Origin of the sequence: Halalkalicoccus tibetensis, from assembly GCF_037996645.1 — an archaeon.
In the GTDB taxonomy this organism is placed as follows: domain Archaea; phylum Halobacteriota; class Halobacteria; order Halobacteriales; family Halalkalicoccaceae; genus Halalkalicoccus; species Halalkalicoccus tibetensis.
This window is the reverse complement of sequence record NZ_JBBMXV010000002.1, coordinates 469,322-483,739: the sequence shown is the minus strand read 5'-3', so window position 1 is coordinate 483,739 and position 14,418 is coordinate 469,322. Positions and strand designations below refer to the sequence as shown.

The following is a 14,418-nucleotide window of genomic DNA, read 5'->3' as shown; positions in this document are numbered from 1 at the left end:
GCGATGTCATGACCCTCCTCGAACGCGACCCGCCCCGCTGGCTGCTCGCAGTCGGGCCCGTTCTCGTGCTCGCGCTCGCCGTCGGGACGCTGTTTCTCACCTCCCCCTTCGGCGACGCGGCGGCGGTCGCCGACGCGAGCTCCCTGGAGGTGCTCTGGTCGCTCACGGTGATCGGGTTCTTCGCCGGGATCCTCCCGGTCGTTATCGGCATGCTCTGGTTTCCCTACATCAGGACCCTCGACGCCCACCTGGTCCACGCCGTGCTCGCGCTCTCGGCGGGGATCCTGACGTTCGTCGGGATCGAGATCGTCGCCGAACTGTTCGGGTTCGTCGCGGGCGTCGAGGCCGCCTACCTCGGCGAGGGGGTCGCCATCGTCGCGCTCGTCGGCACCTTCCTCGCGATGCACGCCGTCAGCGTCTGGCGGCGCCGGACCGTCGTCTCCGGCGGGTTCGGGGACGGCCTGCACGTCGCCTACCTCGTGGCCATCGCGCTCGGCCTCCACAGCCTCGGCGAGGGATTGGCCATCGGCAGCGCCTTCGCGCTCGGCCAGGAGGAGCTGCTTACGCTGCTGGTGATCGGCTTTCTGCTGCACAACGTCACCGAGGGGCCGACGATCATCGCCGCGGTCGCCCGGGACCGCGAAACCCCGCCGATCCGCCATTTCGCCGTCATGGGTGTGCTCGCGGGCGGGACGGTGATCGTCGGGGGCTGGATCGGCTCGCTGTCGGTCTCGCCGCTCGTGGCGACGGTGTTCTTCGCCGTCGCGCTCGGCGCGATCGGCCAGGTGATCCTCGAGGTCGCCGAGCTCGTCCGCGAGGACGCCGGGCGGGTCCTGACGCGGCTCAACGCCGCGACCTTCGCGCTCGGGATCGGCCTGATGTTCCTGCTCGAGGAGGTGCTCGTCGACGGGTTCCTTCTGTAGCCCTCGGATCAGATCTGGCGGATCCAGACGCCGTCGTCGTCGACGCGATCGACCGCCGCGTCCGAGAGCTCGTGGGTCCGTCCCGATCCCCCGTCCTCGTCGTCCCAGCCGAGCGCCTCCTTGATCGCGTCGGTCAGCCCCTCCTCCTCCTCGACGCTCGCGCGGCCGTCCTCGACCTCCGAGACCGTAGCGACCCGTTCGCCGTCGTCGGTTCTGACCGGGCGGCCGTGATCCTCGTCGGTGAACTCGTGTGCCATATCGGGTGGGAGAGGTTCCGGAGCCCTTTCGCTGCGGGCGGCGATCGCAAGCGGTTTTCAAGGAACTCGTGGCAGGAGGCTATCCCTCGAACCCGTCCTCCCAGCGGAAAGTGCCGTTTCGCTGCACTACTTCGCCGTCGATCTCCATGCGCCCCTCGCTCATGTCGGTGATCAGGTCGACGTGGACCGCCGACTCGTTGCCCGCCTCGCCCCCGGGCAGGCAGGCGTCGTAGGCCCGTCCGAGCGCCAGATGGACCGTATCGCCCATCTTCTCGTCGAACAGGACGGTGTCGGTGAAGCGGTCGATCCCGCGGTTCATCCCGATCCCGAGCTCCCCGAGCCGGCGCGCACCGTCGTCGGTCCCGAGGATCGTCTCGAGTTCCTCCTCGTTGGCTCCAGCAGAGAAGTCGACGACCTCCCCGCCCTCGAAGGTCAGCGAGACGTCCCGCAGGCGCTTGCCGTTGATCGTCATCGGCACGTCGAAGAACACCTCGCCCTCCGTGGCCTGGGGTGCGGTGAAGACCTCCCCTGAGGGCAGGTTGTGCGAGTCGTAGGCCACCGAGGCGGCGGAGTTGACGGCAGTTCGGTTCTCGATCGACATCGTGAGGTCGGTCCCCTCCGTCACGAGGCGGACCTCGCTGCCCGAATCGAGCAGCTCCTTCATCCCGGCCATCTCGGCGGCCAGCGACTCCCAGTCGCGCAGGATCGCCCCGTAGACGAACTCCCGGTACTCCTCGTAGGCCATCCCTGCCTGCTGAGCGAGCGAGCGGGTGGGATGTACGGTGGAGACCCAGTCGGTGTCCATCCGGGCTTCCTTGAGTTCGGCGGTCGCCGTGCTGTGGGCTTGGCGGACCTCGCCGGGCACGTCCGCGAGCGCGCTGGTGTTTCGCCCGCCGCCCAGACGCAGGTAGACGTCGGCGTTCTCGACCATCGCGAGCTCGTGGTCTCCCGTACCGAACTCCCCGTCGTGGCCGCGGAGATACGCGCGGGTCACCTCGTCGGAGTCGTAGGTCACGAGGGGGTTCGCGCCGCGCTCGCCCAGCTTCTCGGCGACCGCTACTGCGAGATCGTGGGCGCCCTCCGCGACCGAGAGCACGACGTCGTCGCCGGCCTCGACGCGCGCGCTCCAGTCGACCAGCACCTCGGCGTGCTCGTGAACTCGTTGATCCATGCCCGAAACGCGCACAGCGAGGAGAAAAGCGCGGCGATCGGATCTATCGCTCGTCGGGCGCGTAGCCGGGCGACTGGGCCTCGATGACCTTCGCGGCCTCCTCGAGCTCCTCGGCGCTCGTCGCGATCACGTCGTCGAGCGAGACGATCCCCGCGAGCGAGCCGTCGTCGTCGACGACCGGGAGCCGCCGGACCTTCGCCTCGCCGAACTGAACGGCGAGTTCGTAGGCCTCGGCGTCGGCCGCCACGGTCTCGGGGTCCTCGCTCATCAGGTCCTCGGCGGTCAGGCTCGCGGGGTCGTCCTCCTGTCCGACCGACAGCCCGAGGGTTCGGTCGGTGACGATCCCCGCGGGTTCGTCGTCCTCGACGACGACGACCGCACCGACCCGCTCGTCGTCCATGGTCCGAGCGACCTCCGATGCCTCGGCGTCCCTCTCGACCGTTACGACGTCCTCCTGGGCGATGTCTTGAACAGGCATTTCGTCCGGCAGTACGGCGACTCGGTCGGTAAAGGGTTGGGTTGCAATGGCCCGCGTTTTAGGAGTGGCCGTGATCAGGGGGACTCGGTCGTCCCGTTAGCAGTTCGCTCCCCGCCCCGCGATCGTGGCCCGGTCGCTCACGGGAACACGAGCACGGTCGCCCGGTCGGTCTCGAGCACCGCGACCTCCTCGCCGCCCTCGGAGCGTCGCTCCTCGCGGACCTCGACGGCCTCCGCGGGGATCGAGAGGCTCTCGCCGTCGACCTCGACCTCCAGTGCGTCCATCTCGGCCTGGGCTTTGACCTCCGCGGGGTCGGCTTCCGAGAGCGCCTCGAGCACTGCGCCGGCCCGGTCGCGGAACTCGGGGCCGATGACGCTGCGGTCGGGGTCGACCTCGACGGGGACGAGCTCGACGTCGGGCCGGCCCGACTCGATGTAGACGGGGGCGTTGACCGCCCCGCTCAGGTCGTAGCTGTCGAGCCCCTCGAGGTCCGCGTCGGCGTAGAGCTCGACGCGCTCGAGGTCGGCGTTGAGCGCCATCCCCTCGTCGGACTTCCAGCCGCGGATCGTGCTCGCGACCGCGGCGATCAGTTCGCCGTCGCTCCGGGCCTCCTCGGCGTCCCAGTCGGCCTCGATGGCGGGCCAGTCGGCGTTGTGGACGCTGCCCTCGGTTCCGGGCAGCTCCCGGTAGATCTCCTCGGTCAGGAACGGCGAGAAGGGCGCGAGCATCCGCAGCGACGACGACAGCGCGACGTACAGCGCGTGGCGTGCGGCGTCGCGCTCGCCGGGCCGACCCTCGTAGAGCCGCCCTTTGATCAACTCGAGGTAGTCGTCGGCGAGGTCGTGCCAGACGAACTCCCTGATCCTCCTGAGCGCCGAGTCGAACCGATACGCCTCCATGTCGGCCTCGACTTCCCGTGCGACCGAGTCGAGCTCGGTGAGGATCCACCGGTCGGCGTCGCGGTACGCGGGGGCGTCGACGGCGGGGGTGTCCTCGTCGAGGTGGCCGTCGGCGAAGCGGCTGATGTTCCAGAGCTTCGTCAGGAACCGAGACGCTGATGTGACCTCCTTCGACTGGAACTGGATGTCCGAACCGGGCTGGCCGCCCAGCGCGATCGCCTGGCGGAACGCGTCGGCGCCGTGTTCCTCGACGACCTCCTCGGGCTGGACGAAGTTACCTCGGGACTTCGACATCTTGTGGCCGTCCTCGCCGAAGACCATCCCGTTGATCAGTGCCTGCTCCCAGGGCACCTCGTCCTCCAGGGCCGCCGTCCGCAGGATCGTGTAGAACGCCCACGTCCGGATGATGTCGTGGCCCTGTTCTCGCAGCTGCACGGGCGAGAACTCCTCGTCGGGCCAGCCCGCGACGTGCAGCGCCGAGATCGACGAGTCCATCCACGTGTCCATCACGTCGGTCTCGCCGGTCCAGTCCTCCGAGCCACACTCGGGACACGCTTGCTCAGGACCCTCGCTGGTCGGCGTGACCGGCAGCTCCTCGCTCCCGGCGACGTGGACGTACTCACACTCCCCGCAGAACCACGCGGGGATCGGGGTCGCGAAGACCCGCTGGCGGGAGATCACCCAGTCCCACTCCATCCCCTCGGTCCACTCCTCGAGGCGGGCGTACATGTGCTCGGGGATCCACTCGATCTCCCGAGCGTTCTCGAGGATCTCCGCCTGGTCGACCCGGATGAACCACTGTTCCTTCGAGAGGATCTCGATGGGCGTGTCACATCGCCAGCAACAGCCCACCGACTGCTCGACGACCTCCTCGCCCTGGAGGTAGCCGCCCTTCTGGAGCGCCGAGGCGATCCGTTCCTTGGCCTCGTCGACGGTCAGCCCCTCGAACTCCTCGGCGCGCTCGTTGAGCCGGCCGTCCTCGGTCAGGACGGTCCTCAGTGGGAGGTCGTACTCGGCCCACCAGTCGACGTCCTGCTTGTCCCCGAACGTACAGATCATCACCGCGCCGGTGCCAAAGTCCGAGTCGACCTCCTCGTCGGCGATGAGCTCGACCTCCTGGCCGAACAGCGGCACGTCGAACGTCTCGCCGACCCGGCCCTCGTAGCGCTCGTCGTCGGGGTCGACCGCGACCGCGACGCAGGCCGCGAGCAGTTCGGGCCGGGTCGTGGCGATCTCGATCGCGTCGTTCGATTCCGCACCGTCGAATCGAACGGTAAAGAGGGTCCCCCCGCGGTCCTCGTTCTCGACCTCGGCGTCCGCAATCGCGGTCTCGCAGCGCGGACACCAGTTGACGGGGTGTTCGTCGCGGTAGACGTAGTCCTCCTCGGCCATCTCGACGAACGACTCCTGGGTCTTCCCCCAGTACTCGGCGTCCATCGTCTTGTACTCGTGCTCCCAGTCCTGCGAGAAGCCGAGCAGCCCCATCGTCTCCTTCATCGCGTCGATCTGTTCCTCGGTGTGCTCGACGCAGAGCTCGCGGAACTCCTCGCGCGAGACGTCGGTGCGGTGGATGTCGTGGTTCTCCTCGACCTTCACCTCGGTCGGGAGACCGTGACAGTCCCAGCCCTGCGGGTAGAGCACGTCCTTGCCCTGGAGGCGCTGGAACCGGGCGGCGAAGTCCATGTAACACCAGCCAAGCGCGTTGCCGATGTGGAGGTTGCCCGTCGGGTACGGCGGCGGCGTGTCGATGACGTACTCCGGCCGTTCCTCGCTGCCCTCGTAGCGATACACGTCCTCGTCGTCCCAGCGCTCGCGCCATCGGGGCTCGACGGCGCCGGGGTCGTAACTATCGTCCATGTGGTGAGTCTCTCCAGTGAGCGTAAGTCGATTGCGTTGTCGAGAGGAGCCTAGCGACGTACTACCGGCTGAGCCACGCTCATACCTACGGGGTACGGTCGGGTTTTGATAAAGCTTCGCGTCGCGCCCCTGCCGAACCGCAACCGGTATGCCCGCGCCCTTTCGACCACCTCCCATGCAACTGGGCGTTATCGGGCTCGGACGGATGGGACTGATCGTCGCGGACCGGCTGATCGAGGGCGGCCACGACGTGGTCGCCTACGACCTCGACGAGGCGGCCGTCGAACGCGCCGGGGAGGCGGGCGCGACCCCGGCCGACTCGATCGACGACCTCGCCGAGCGGCTGGGCGAGGAGAAGCGCATCTGGCTGATGGTCCCCGCCGGCGAGGCCGTCGACGCCACCCTCGCGGAGCTCGATCCCCATCTCGATTCGGAGGACGTCGTCGTCGACGGCGGCAACTCGCATTTCGAACGCTCGGTCGAACGTGCCGAAGCGACCGACGCGGCGTATCTCGACTGCGGGACGAGCGGAGGTCCCGCGAGCGCCGAGGCGGGCTTCTCGCTGATGATCGGCGGGCCCCGGTGGGCCTACAACGAGCTCGTTCCCGCGTTCGACGCCGTCGCCACCGGCCCCGCGGGCCACGACCGGATGGGGCCCGTCGGCTCGGGCCACTACGTGAAGATGGTCCACAACGGCGTCGAGTACGCGCTGATGCAAGCGTATGGGGAGGGGTTCGAGCTGCTCGCTGAGGGGCGCTACGACCTCGATCTGGAGAGCGTCGCCCGGACCTGGAACAACGGCGCCGTCATCCGCTCGTGGCTGCTCGAGCTCTGCGAGGAGGCGTTCCGCGAGGAGGGGACGGACCTGGGCGACGTCGACGACTACGTTGCCGGGGGCTCCACCGGAACGTGGACCGTCCAGGAGGCCCTCGAACAGGAGATCGCGCTGCCGATCATCTACCAGGCGCTCTCCGAGCGCTTTGGCTCGCGCTCTCCCGAGGAGGGGCGCTTCTCGCGACGGCTCGCGAACCGGCTCCGCTATGGCTTCGGGCGACACGAGGTCGCTCGCAGGGAGGAGTAACCGGCTACGCCGGAAGACGGTTTCTCGCTCGTATTCGAGCGTCGTCGCCACGCCCTCGGCGAGGTCCCCGCCGATCTCCCGCTCGACGAGCCACAGCGCCAGGTCGATCCCCGAGGTGACCCCGCCCGCGGTCAGAACGTCGCCGTCGTCCACGACGCGGGGTACGGCCCCGCTCGTGTGGTCAGAGGGACTTCGTCCCTCGCTGTCGACCACCTCGGCCCCCGTCCCGCGCAGATCGCCGAGCGCGCTCGCGTGTGTGACTGCGGGCCGTCCATCCAGGATCCCCGCCCTCTCTAGGAGCATCGTGCCGGTGCAGACCGACGCGAGGGTCGCCCCGCGGTCGTAGCGCTCGACGAGCAGGGGTGGGAGGTCGTTCCATTCGTACTCGCCCCAAGTGCCCCGCTCGTTCCGCGAGCCCCACCCGCCGCCGGGCACCACCAGCAGGTCGGGCTCGCCGAGGACGCCGTCTGGCTCCACGCGGAGGCCGTGGCTCGCGGCCACCCGCTCGGTCGGTTCGTGAGTGACGAGCGAGGTCCGCAGGTCGCCGCCGGCCTCGCTCGCGGTCCGGAAGACCTCGTAGGGGCCGATCGCGTCGAGCTCGTCGAACCCCTCGTACAGCAGGATCTCGATCTCCATGTCCGCGGTTCGTGAAGCGGGCCCATAGCGGTTCGCGGAACGAAACCCCGAAACCCCTTCATATCACACCAACCGGGCGTGAACGATTCGCCCTCCACCTCCTTCGTCGGCGGCCACGGACGCATGCTCTCGGTCCTCTCGGTCGGTGTCGTGGCGCTGCTGGCCGGCCAGCTCGTGCTCGCGCCCGCGCTCCCCGCGATCATCGAGGAGTTCGACATCGCGCCGACGGCGGCCGGCGCTAGCCTGACGGTGATGTGGGCCTGTGCCGCCCTGGCGATGTACCCCGGCGGCCGCTCGTCGGACCTGCTCTCGCGAAAGACCGTCCTCGTCGCGAGTATCGCGGTGCTGGTCGTCGGCTTTCTGGCCGTCGCGAGCGCCCCGACGTTCCCCGTCTTCCTCCTCGGGCTCGCGGTCGTCGGCCTCGGCGTCGGGCTCTACGAGCCGACCAACATGGCGCTGGTCTTCGAGTCGTTCGCGAACCGTCGGGGCCGCGCGCTCGGCGTCATCGCCGCCTCCTACAGCTTCGGCAGCGCGGTCGCCGGCGGGCTCGCAGGCGTGGCGCTCGCGCTTGCGAGCTGGCGGGTCGCCTTCCTCCCGCTCGCCGCCGGCCTCGGGGTCGTCGGCCTGCTGATCCATCGCTGGAGCCGGGAGCCCTACGTGGTCTCGCCGGTCGACCTCGACGGTCGCGGGACCGTCCGCCGGCTGTTCGCCTCCCGGCAGCTCCGGCGCGTGCTCGCGTTGTTCTGCCTGTACATGCTCGTCTGGCAGGCCTCGGTGAGCTTCCTGCCGACCTTCCTGCGCGTCGAGAAGGGCTACGCGCCGCTGCCCGCGACCGCGGCGTTCGTGTCGGTCTTCCTGATCGGGCTCGTGATCAGCCCGACGGTCGGCGAGCTCGGCGACCGCTTCGGCCACCGCCGCGTCGGCGGGAGCGCCCCCCTGATCGGCGCCGTCGGCCTCTCGCTGTTCGTCGTCGCCGAGCACCCGCTCGCGGTGGCGGCCGCGACCGTCCTGTTCGCCGTCGGGCTGATAAGCTTCTGGCCGGTGATGAACGCCTTCCTGATGGCCCGGCTGGCGCCCGACTCGCTGGGCGGCGAATACGGGTTGAGCCGGGCTGTCTTCTTCGGCGTCGGCAGCCTGGGGCCGACCTACACCGGGTTCGTCGCCGAGCACGCGAGCTACCGGGTCGCCTACGCCGGGCTCGTCGGCTGTTTCCTGCTGAGCGCGCTGCTCGTGCGCCGCATCGAGTAGCCGGGTGGATCACAATATCCTTAACCCACCCTTCCGTAACCCCCGAATATATGGTAGAAGCCTCCGCGTTCGCCATCTCGATGGGCGCCTTCCTGGCGCTTACGATGGTGGCGCTTCACTTCGCGAAGGGCACCGAACGGGTGATCCCGGACGACATCGCAGAGGAGGTCCTCGAACAGCGCGCCTCGACCGTCCCCGAGATCGACTTCCCCGAGCCGTCGAACCGGGCGATCGGCGGCGGTGGCGGGGCCGCGGCGGCCGTCGGCGGTGGCGAGGGCGCGGAGGGCGAGCTCGAGGAGGGCGGTGCCGAGGAAGCCTCGGGCCCCGGCGACATCCCCGAGGACGAGGTCGAGTACTTCGAGATCGAGTTCGCGAAGGAGGGCGAGACCATCGAGGTCGCGAACAACGAGACGCTGCTCGAAGCCGGCGAGGACGAGGGCTGGGACCTGCCCTACGCCTGCCGGCAGGGCCAGTGTGTCTCCTGTGGGGGTCAGGTCGCCGACGGCCCCTCCGAGGACTACATCGAGCACGACAACCAGCAGATGCTCGACGACAACGAGATCTCCGAGGGCTACACCCTGACCTGCGTCGCCTACCCGCGCGGCGAGTTCACCCTCGAGACCAACGAGACGCCCTGAGGACCGGCGAACCGGCACCCTGAGGGCCCGGCCGGTTCCGGTGATTTCTTAGCGACCCCTTTCGTTTCGAAACGTAGTGGCCGACTCCGAGAGCACCCTCACCAGCGGCGGGCTGATCCGCCCGATGGCCCGCCTCGCCTGGCCGATCGTCGTCTTCCAGGTCCTGCAGGTCGCCTACAACCTCGCGGACACGCTCTGGCTCGGGCAGCTCTCGGCCGACGCCGTCGGCGCGATCAGCCTCGCCTTCCCGCTGGTCTTCCTGCTGATCGCCGTCGCCGCCGGCTTCACTACGGCGGGAAGCATTCTCGTCGCCCAGTACACCGGCGCAGAGAGCGAGCAGTCGGCGGGCCTGTTCGCCGGTCAGACGCTCGCGTTCGTCGGCATCCTCGCGACCGTGCTGGGGATCGCCGGCTACTTCTACACCGCGCCCGCGCTCTCCCTGCTCCCGAGCGATCCCCAGACCACCGAGCGGGTGATTCCGCTCGCGGCCGACTACATGCGGATCTTCTTTTTGGGCCTGCCCTTCCTCTTCGGCTTCTACGTCTTCGAGGCGCTGATGCGCGGGTCGGGAAACACCCGCCTGCCGATGCGGCTCATGTTCGTCAGCGTCGTCCTCAACGTCGTCATCGACCCGTTCCTGATCTTCGGCTTCGACGACAACCCGCTGTTCGCGTGGCTCTCGCTGACCGGCCTCGAGTCCGCGTTGTTCTCGCTGTCGGGCTTTGCGGGCTACGGCATCGAGGGGGCCGCCCTCGCCACCGTCTTCTCGCGGGGTGTCGCGAGCGCGCTCGCCTTCTACGTCCTCTTTCGGACGACCGCCGGCCCGGACGTCCGCCTCGAACACCTCCGGCTCGACCCCGCGAACGTCTGGGAGATCACCCGGCTGGGCGTGCCGACCTCGCTCGAACAGTCCGCGAACGCGCTGGCGCTCGTGGTGCTGACGGCGATGGTGGTCTCCTTCGAGCCGCCCGTGGTCGCGGCCTACGGGCTCGGAAACCGGCTGATCTCGCTGGTCTTCCTGCCCGCCCTGGGGCTCTCGAAGGCCACCGAGACGATCGTCGGCCAGAACCTCGGCGCCGAGAAACCCGAGCGCGCCGAACGGACCGTCCGGCTCGCGGCGGGGACCGGCGGCGGGGTGATGATCGGGGTCGCGCTCGTCGCGGTGGTCTTCGCCCGGCCGATCAACACGGTCTTCCTCCGCTCGGACGTACCCGGCGCCGCTGAAACGGTCGCGCTCGCGACCGACTACCTGCGGATCCGCTCGGTGGAGTTCGCCTTCATCGGCGTCATGCAGGTCGTCCTGGGGGCCTTCCGCGGCGCGGGCAATACCAAGACCGCGATGGCGCTGTCCTGGCTCAACCTCTGGGGCGTGCGGGTGCCCGCCGTCTACCTGCTCGCCTTCGCCACCGGCTGGGGCCCGACCGGGATCTGGGTCGGGATGACGCTCGGCCACATCGTCGGCGCGGTGCTCGCCGGTGCGTGGTTCCTGCGGGGAACCTGGAAGGAGTCGGTGATCGAGGACCGGACCCCCGCCGAGGCCTGAGTTCGCTTCACAACGGTTAAACCCCGTCCTCCGGTACGGAGGGATGAGGGCGCGTAGCTCAGTGGATAGAGTACTTGGTTCCGAACCAAGTTGTCGCGGGTTCAAATCCCGTCGCGCCCGTTCTCTCGCTTCGCTCGTTCACGGGCGCTCCTGACTGCCGTTCGGTTTCCCTCACGGCAGTCCCGTCGCGCCCGCGAGTGGCCGGAAGGAACGAGCGGGCGTTCCTGAGTCCCGTTCGTTTCGTCACCGGCAGTTTCGCCGCCGGTTTCCAGCGCGACCGGAGGTCCCGCACGGCTCACGACAGTCCCGTCGCGCTCATGAGTTCTGCCGAACGGTACGGATCCGATCTAGTCCAGTATCCCGATCGGTGTTCGCACGACACACGGCATGACTCTCTATCCAGGTCCGAGGGCCGCGATATCGGCGCCCACCGTCGCCAGTGCGTCGGCGGGATTCGGGTCGCTGTCGGCCAGATGCGTATACTGGTGATCCGGAACCCTCGACAGTGCCGCCGCGACGGCCTCGCTGTATCCCTCGACGCCCGGTTCCGTCGGGTTCTCGCCGCCCCAGACGTCCCGGATGACCGTCATCGAATCGATGCGCACCTCCAGCCTGCGTGGCTCGTAGCGAGCCACCAGTTCCGAGAGCCCGAGCTGGAGGGCGACGTACTCGGCGGTGTTGTTCCCCGTCCGGGAGCCGACGGGTCGGCCGAGGCGGGCGAGTTCGTTCTCCGCAGCGTCCACGATGACGGCGCCCGCACCCGCGGGGCCGGGGTTACCGCGTGAACTGCCGTCGACGTAGAGGACGAACGCGTCGCTCGTCGGCTCGGGGACGGATGGCCGGGTGAGTCCCGACTCCAGCAGGCTTTCGAGCGCAGGACGCAGCTCGGCCGGGGTGGTCGCCGGATCGAACAGCCCGCCGTAGCCGGGGACGGCGTCGTCGACGGTGTCGATGGCGGCCGCCACCTCGTAGCCGACGCCCACGAGTACCTCGTCGACGAGCGTGGCGAGCGGCGAGAGGTGCTCGGCCGGGAGGGGGTCGTCGGTCACGCTCCGTCCCCCGTCGGACTTCGGTTCCGGGCCCCTACGTCCTCGTTCCCGAATGGTCTCACCGGCTGGTCGCACCACTGCATGGAGGTCCTTGATCGTCGAACGGAATAACCCCTTCCGGCAGCACCGGTGGCAGGCCGTTTCGAATCAGTCGGTCCCGTAGGATCCTCAGCGTCCGACACGTACGACCTGCCGACTGGAGAGGCTATGGCCGTCGGACCGAGTTCGCCCGGTCGGTATACGACTTGCAGGTGCTCCTCTCAAAGCTTCCCGTCCGTTAACCCCTGTGTGTGAACGAGTGCCCGCCGCGTCCATATTCGTGTTCCCGTTCACCACGGCTCCTACGGCCTTCGCTTCCTACCGGTTTCGTCGTTCGGTGAGTACGTAACGCTCCGCGATCGGCCGCGAAAAGAACTCCCGCGAACGCTCGGCCGCGATTACTCGAGGTCGAAGCGGTCGAGCTTCATGACCTTCTCCCAGGCGTCCACGAAGTCGTTCACGAGCTTCTCCTCGGCGTCGTCGGCCGCGTAGACGTCCGCGACGGCGCGAAGCCGGGCGTTCGAGCCGAAGACGAGATCCACGCGGGTCGCCGTCCACTTGGTCTCGCCCGTCTCCCGGTCGCGGATCTCGTAGACCTCCTGGGCGTTCTCGGGCTCCTCGCGCTCCATGATGTCCTCGGACTTCGATTCCTCGTCGTCCTCGGCGCCCTCCCACTCGTAGTCCATGTCGAGCAGGTTCTCGAAGAAGTCGTTGGTCAGCGTCCCCGGCCGGTCGGTGAGGACGCCGTGGTCGGCGTCCTCGTAGGTCGCGCCCAGCGCGCGCATCCCGCCGACCAGAACCGTCATCTCGGGGGCCGTCAGGTCCAGCAGGTCGGCCCTGTCGACCAGCAGCTCCTCCTCCGAGCGGTCCGAGTCGATCCCGAGGTAGTTACGGAACCCGTCGGCCTCCGGCTCCAGCGCCTCGAAGGAGTCGACGTCGGTCTGTTCCTGTGAGGCGTCCGTTCGACCGGGTTCGAACGGGACCTCCACGTCGTGGCCGGCCTCGGCGGCCGCCTGCTCGACGGCCGCGTTGCCGCCCAGCACGATCAGGTCGGCCAGCGAGACCCGCACCTCGTCGGATCGCGAGCCGTTGAACTCCTCTTTGATCCCCTCGAGGGTGTCGAGCACGGTCGCGAGCTCGGCGGGCTCGTTTGCCTCCCAGTCACGCTGGGGTCGGAGCCGGATCCGCGCGCCGTTGGCGCCGCCGCGCTTGTCGCTGTCGCGATACGTCGACGCCGACGCCCAGGCGGTCTTCACGAGCTGGGAGACCGAGAGGTCCGAGTCGAGGACCTCCTCCTTGAGCTGATCGATCTCCTCCTCGCCGATCAGCTCGTAGTCGGCGTCGGGAACCGGGTCCTGCCAGAGCATCTCCTCGTCCGGGACCTCGGGGCCGAGGAACCGCTCGGGCGGGCCCATGTCGCGGTGGATCAGCTTGTACCAGGCCTTCGCGAAGTTCTCCTGGAACTCGCTCGGGTTCTCCCGGAAGCGCTCGATGATCTCGCGGTACTCGGGATCGCGCTTCAGCGCGACGTCCGTCGTCAGCATCATCACGTCCTCCTTCTCGTCGGGATCCTCGGCGCCCGGCGCGGTCTCGTTGAGCTCGCCGTCCACCGTGGTCCACTGCCACGCGCCGCCGGGACCCCGCTCGGGCTCCCACTCATGGTCGAGCAAGTTGCTGAGATAGCCCATGTCCCACTGGGTCGGCGTGTCGTTCCAGGGCCCCTCGATCCCGCTGGTGATCGCGTCGCTCCCCTTACCGGAGCCGTGACTGCTCTCCCAGCCGAAGCCCTGCTGGTCGATGGGGGCCGCCTCGGGTTCGGGGCCCATGTGCTCGTCGGGGTTCTCGGCGCCGTGGACCTTCCCGAACGTGTGTCCGCCGGCGATGAGCGCGGCCGTCTCCTCGTCGTTCATCGCCATCTGACCGAACGACTCGCGAATGTTCTCCGCCGATGCCTCGGGGTCCGGGTTGCCGTCCGGCCCCTCGGGGTTCACGTAGATGAGCCCCATCACGGTCGCGGCGAGGTTCCCCTCGAGCCCGCCGTCCTCGTCGAAGCGGTCGGAGGCTTCCCACTCGTCCTCGGGGCCCCAGTCGACGGCCTCGTCGGACTCGTAGTCGTCCTCACGCCCGCCGGCGAAGCCGAACGTCTCGAAGCCCATCGACTCCAGCGAGACGTTCCCGGCCAGGACGATCAGGTCGGCCCACGAGAGGCTGCGGCCGTACTTCTGCTTGACGGGCCAGAGCAGCCGGCGTGCCTTGTCGAGGTTCGCGTTGTCCGGCCAGCTGTTCAGCGGCGCGAAGCGCTGCGTGCCGCCGGTCGCGCCACCGCGGCCGTCGGCGATGCGGTAGGTGCCGGCGCTGTGCCACGCCATTCGGATCATCAGCGGTCCGTAGTGGCCGTAGTCCGCGGGCCACCACTCCTGGGACGTCGTCAGTACGTCCTCGATGTCCGATTTCACCTCGTCGAAGTCGAGCTTCTCGAACTCCTCGGCGTAGTCGAACTCCTCGTCCATCGGGCTCGCCGGATCCACGTTCTGGTCGAGGATCTTCAGGTTCAACCGGTTCGGCCACCAGTCCTGATTGGACCTACTCATGTCCGGTG

Annotated in this window: 11 protein-coding genes, 1 tRNA gene and 1 pseudogene; 6 read left to right on the top strand and 7 right to left on the bottom strand. The window is 68.8% G+C overall.

What is annotated here, in order from left to right:
* Nucleotides 1-8 precede the first annotated feature (8 nt).
* The gene (locus WOA58_RS07930; RefSeq protein ID WP_340603641.1) at nt 9-923 is read left to right on the top strand and encodes a ZIP family metal transporter; all 915 of its coding nucleotides are present in this window, start codon (nt 9-11) and stop codon (nt 921-923) included.
* 8 nt (nt 924-931) lie between these two features.
* Here the strand turns inward: WOA58_RS07930 and WOA58_RS07925 are convergent, their stop codons facing one another.
* The 4 genes from WOA58_RS07925 to WOA58_RS07910 all read right to left on the bottom strand — a co-directional run bounded on the left by WOA58_RS07925 (nt 932) and on the right by WOA58_RS07910 (nt 5,585).
* Nucleotides 932-1,180, bottom strand: coding sequence for a hypothetical protein (locus WOA58_RS07925; protein WP_340603640.1), 249 nt, complete (start codon nt 1,178-1,180; stop codon nt 932-934).
* A gap of 79 nt (nt 1,181-1,259) precedes the next feature.
* Nucleotides 1,260-2,351 (bottom strand): aminopeptidase, encoded by a 1,092-nt coding sequence (locus tag WOA58_RS07920; protein WP_340603639.1) that lies wholly within the window; start codon nt 2,349-2,351, stop codon nt 1,260-1,262.
* A 43-nt stretch (nt 2,352-2,394) separates the two neighbouring features.
* Entirely contained in the window at nt 2,395-2,829 is a 435-nt protein-coding gene (locus WOA58_RS07915; protein WP_340603638.1) for a CBS domain-containing protein, read from the bottom strand.
* A gap of 137 nt (nt 2,830-2,966) precedes the next feature.
* Nucleotides 2,967-5,585: a valine--tRNA ligase gene (locus WOA58_RS07910; protein ID WP_340603637.1), complete on the bottom strand. Its 2,619-nt coding sequence runs from the start codon at nt 5,583-5,585 to the stop codon at nt 2,967-2,969.
* A gap of 175 nt (nt 5,586-5,760) precedes the next feature.
* On the opposite strand from WOA58_RS07910, the gene gnd reads away from it, so the two are divergent.
* Complete coding sequence (gene gnd / locus WOA58_RS07905; RefSeq protein WP_340603636.1) at nt 5,761-6,666, top strand: phosphogluconate dehydrogenase (NAD(+)-dependent, decarboxylating); 906 nt, start codon at nt 5,761-5,763, stop codon at nt 6,664-6,666.
* Nucleotides 6,667-6,684: 18 nt separating this feature from the next.
* Here gnd and WOA58_RS07900 read toward each other — a convergent pair.
* Nucleotides 6,685-7,302 (bottom strand): annotated as a pseudogene (locus tag WOA58_RS07900) (DJ-1/PfpI family protein); the annotation flags it as partial.
* 78 nt (nt 7,303-7,380) lie between these two features.
* Here WOA58_RS07900 and WOA58_RS07895 point away from each other — a divergent pair.
* From WOA58_RS07895 to WOA58_RS07880, 4 genes are all read left to right on the top strand, one after another.
* A complete protein-coding gene (locus tag WOA58_RS07895) occupies nt 7,381-8,550 on the top strand; it encodes an MFS transporter (protein WP_340603635.1) in 1,170 nt (389 codons plus the stop codon).
* A 50-nt stretch (nt 8,551-8,600) separates the two neighbouring features.
* Nucleotides 8,601-9,188 (top strand): 2Fe-2S iron-sulfur cluster-binding protein, encoded by a 588-nt coding sequence (locus WOA58_RS07890; protein WP_340603634.1) that lies wholly within the window; start codon nt 8,601-8,603, stop codon nt 9,186-9,188.
* A gap of 76 nt (nt 9,189-9,264) precedes the next feature.
* Nucleotides 9,265-10,731 carry an MATE family efflux transporter gene (locus WOA58_RS07885; protein WP_340603633.1) on the top strand — a complete coding sequence of 489 codons (1,467 nt, stop codon included), beginning with the start codon at nt 9,265-9,267 and terminating at the stop codon, nt 10,729-10,731.
* A 47-nt stretch (nt 10,732-10,778) separates the two neighbouring features.
* A tRNA-Arg gene (locus WOA58_RS07880) sits at nt 10,779-10,851 on the top strand.
* A gap of 275 nt (nt 10,852-11,126) precedes the next feature.
* On the opposite strand, the gene WOA58_RS07875 is transcribed toward WOA58_RS07880, so the two are convergent.
* Nucleotides 11,127-11,780: a ribonuclease HI family protein gene (locus tag WOA58_RS07875; protein WP_340603632.1), complete on the bottom strand. Its 654-nt coding sequence runs from the start codon at nt 11,778-11,780 to the stop codon at nt 11,127-11,129.
* A 437-nt stretch (nt 11,781-12,217) separates the two neighbouring features.
* Complete coding sequence (katG, locus tag WOA58_RS07870) at nt 12,218-14,410, bottom strand: catalase/peroxidase HPI (RefSeq protein ID WP_340603631.1); 2,193 nt, start codon at nt 14,408-14,410, stop codon at nt 12,218-12,220.
* Nucleotides 14,411-14,418: the final 8 nt, after the last annotated feature.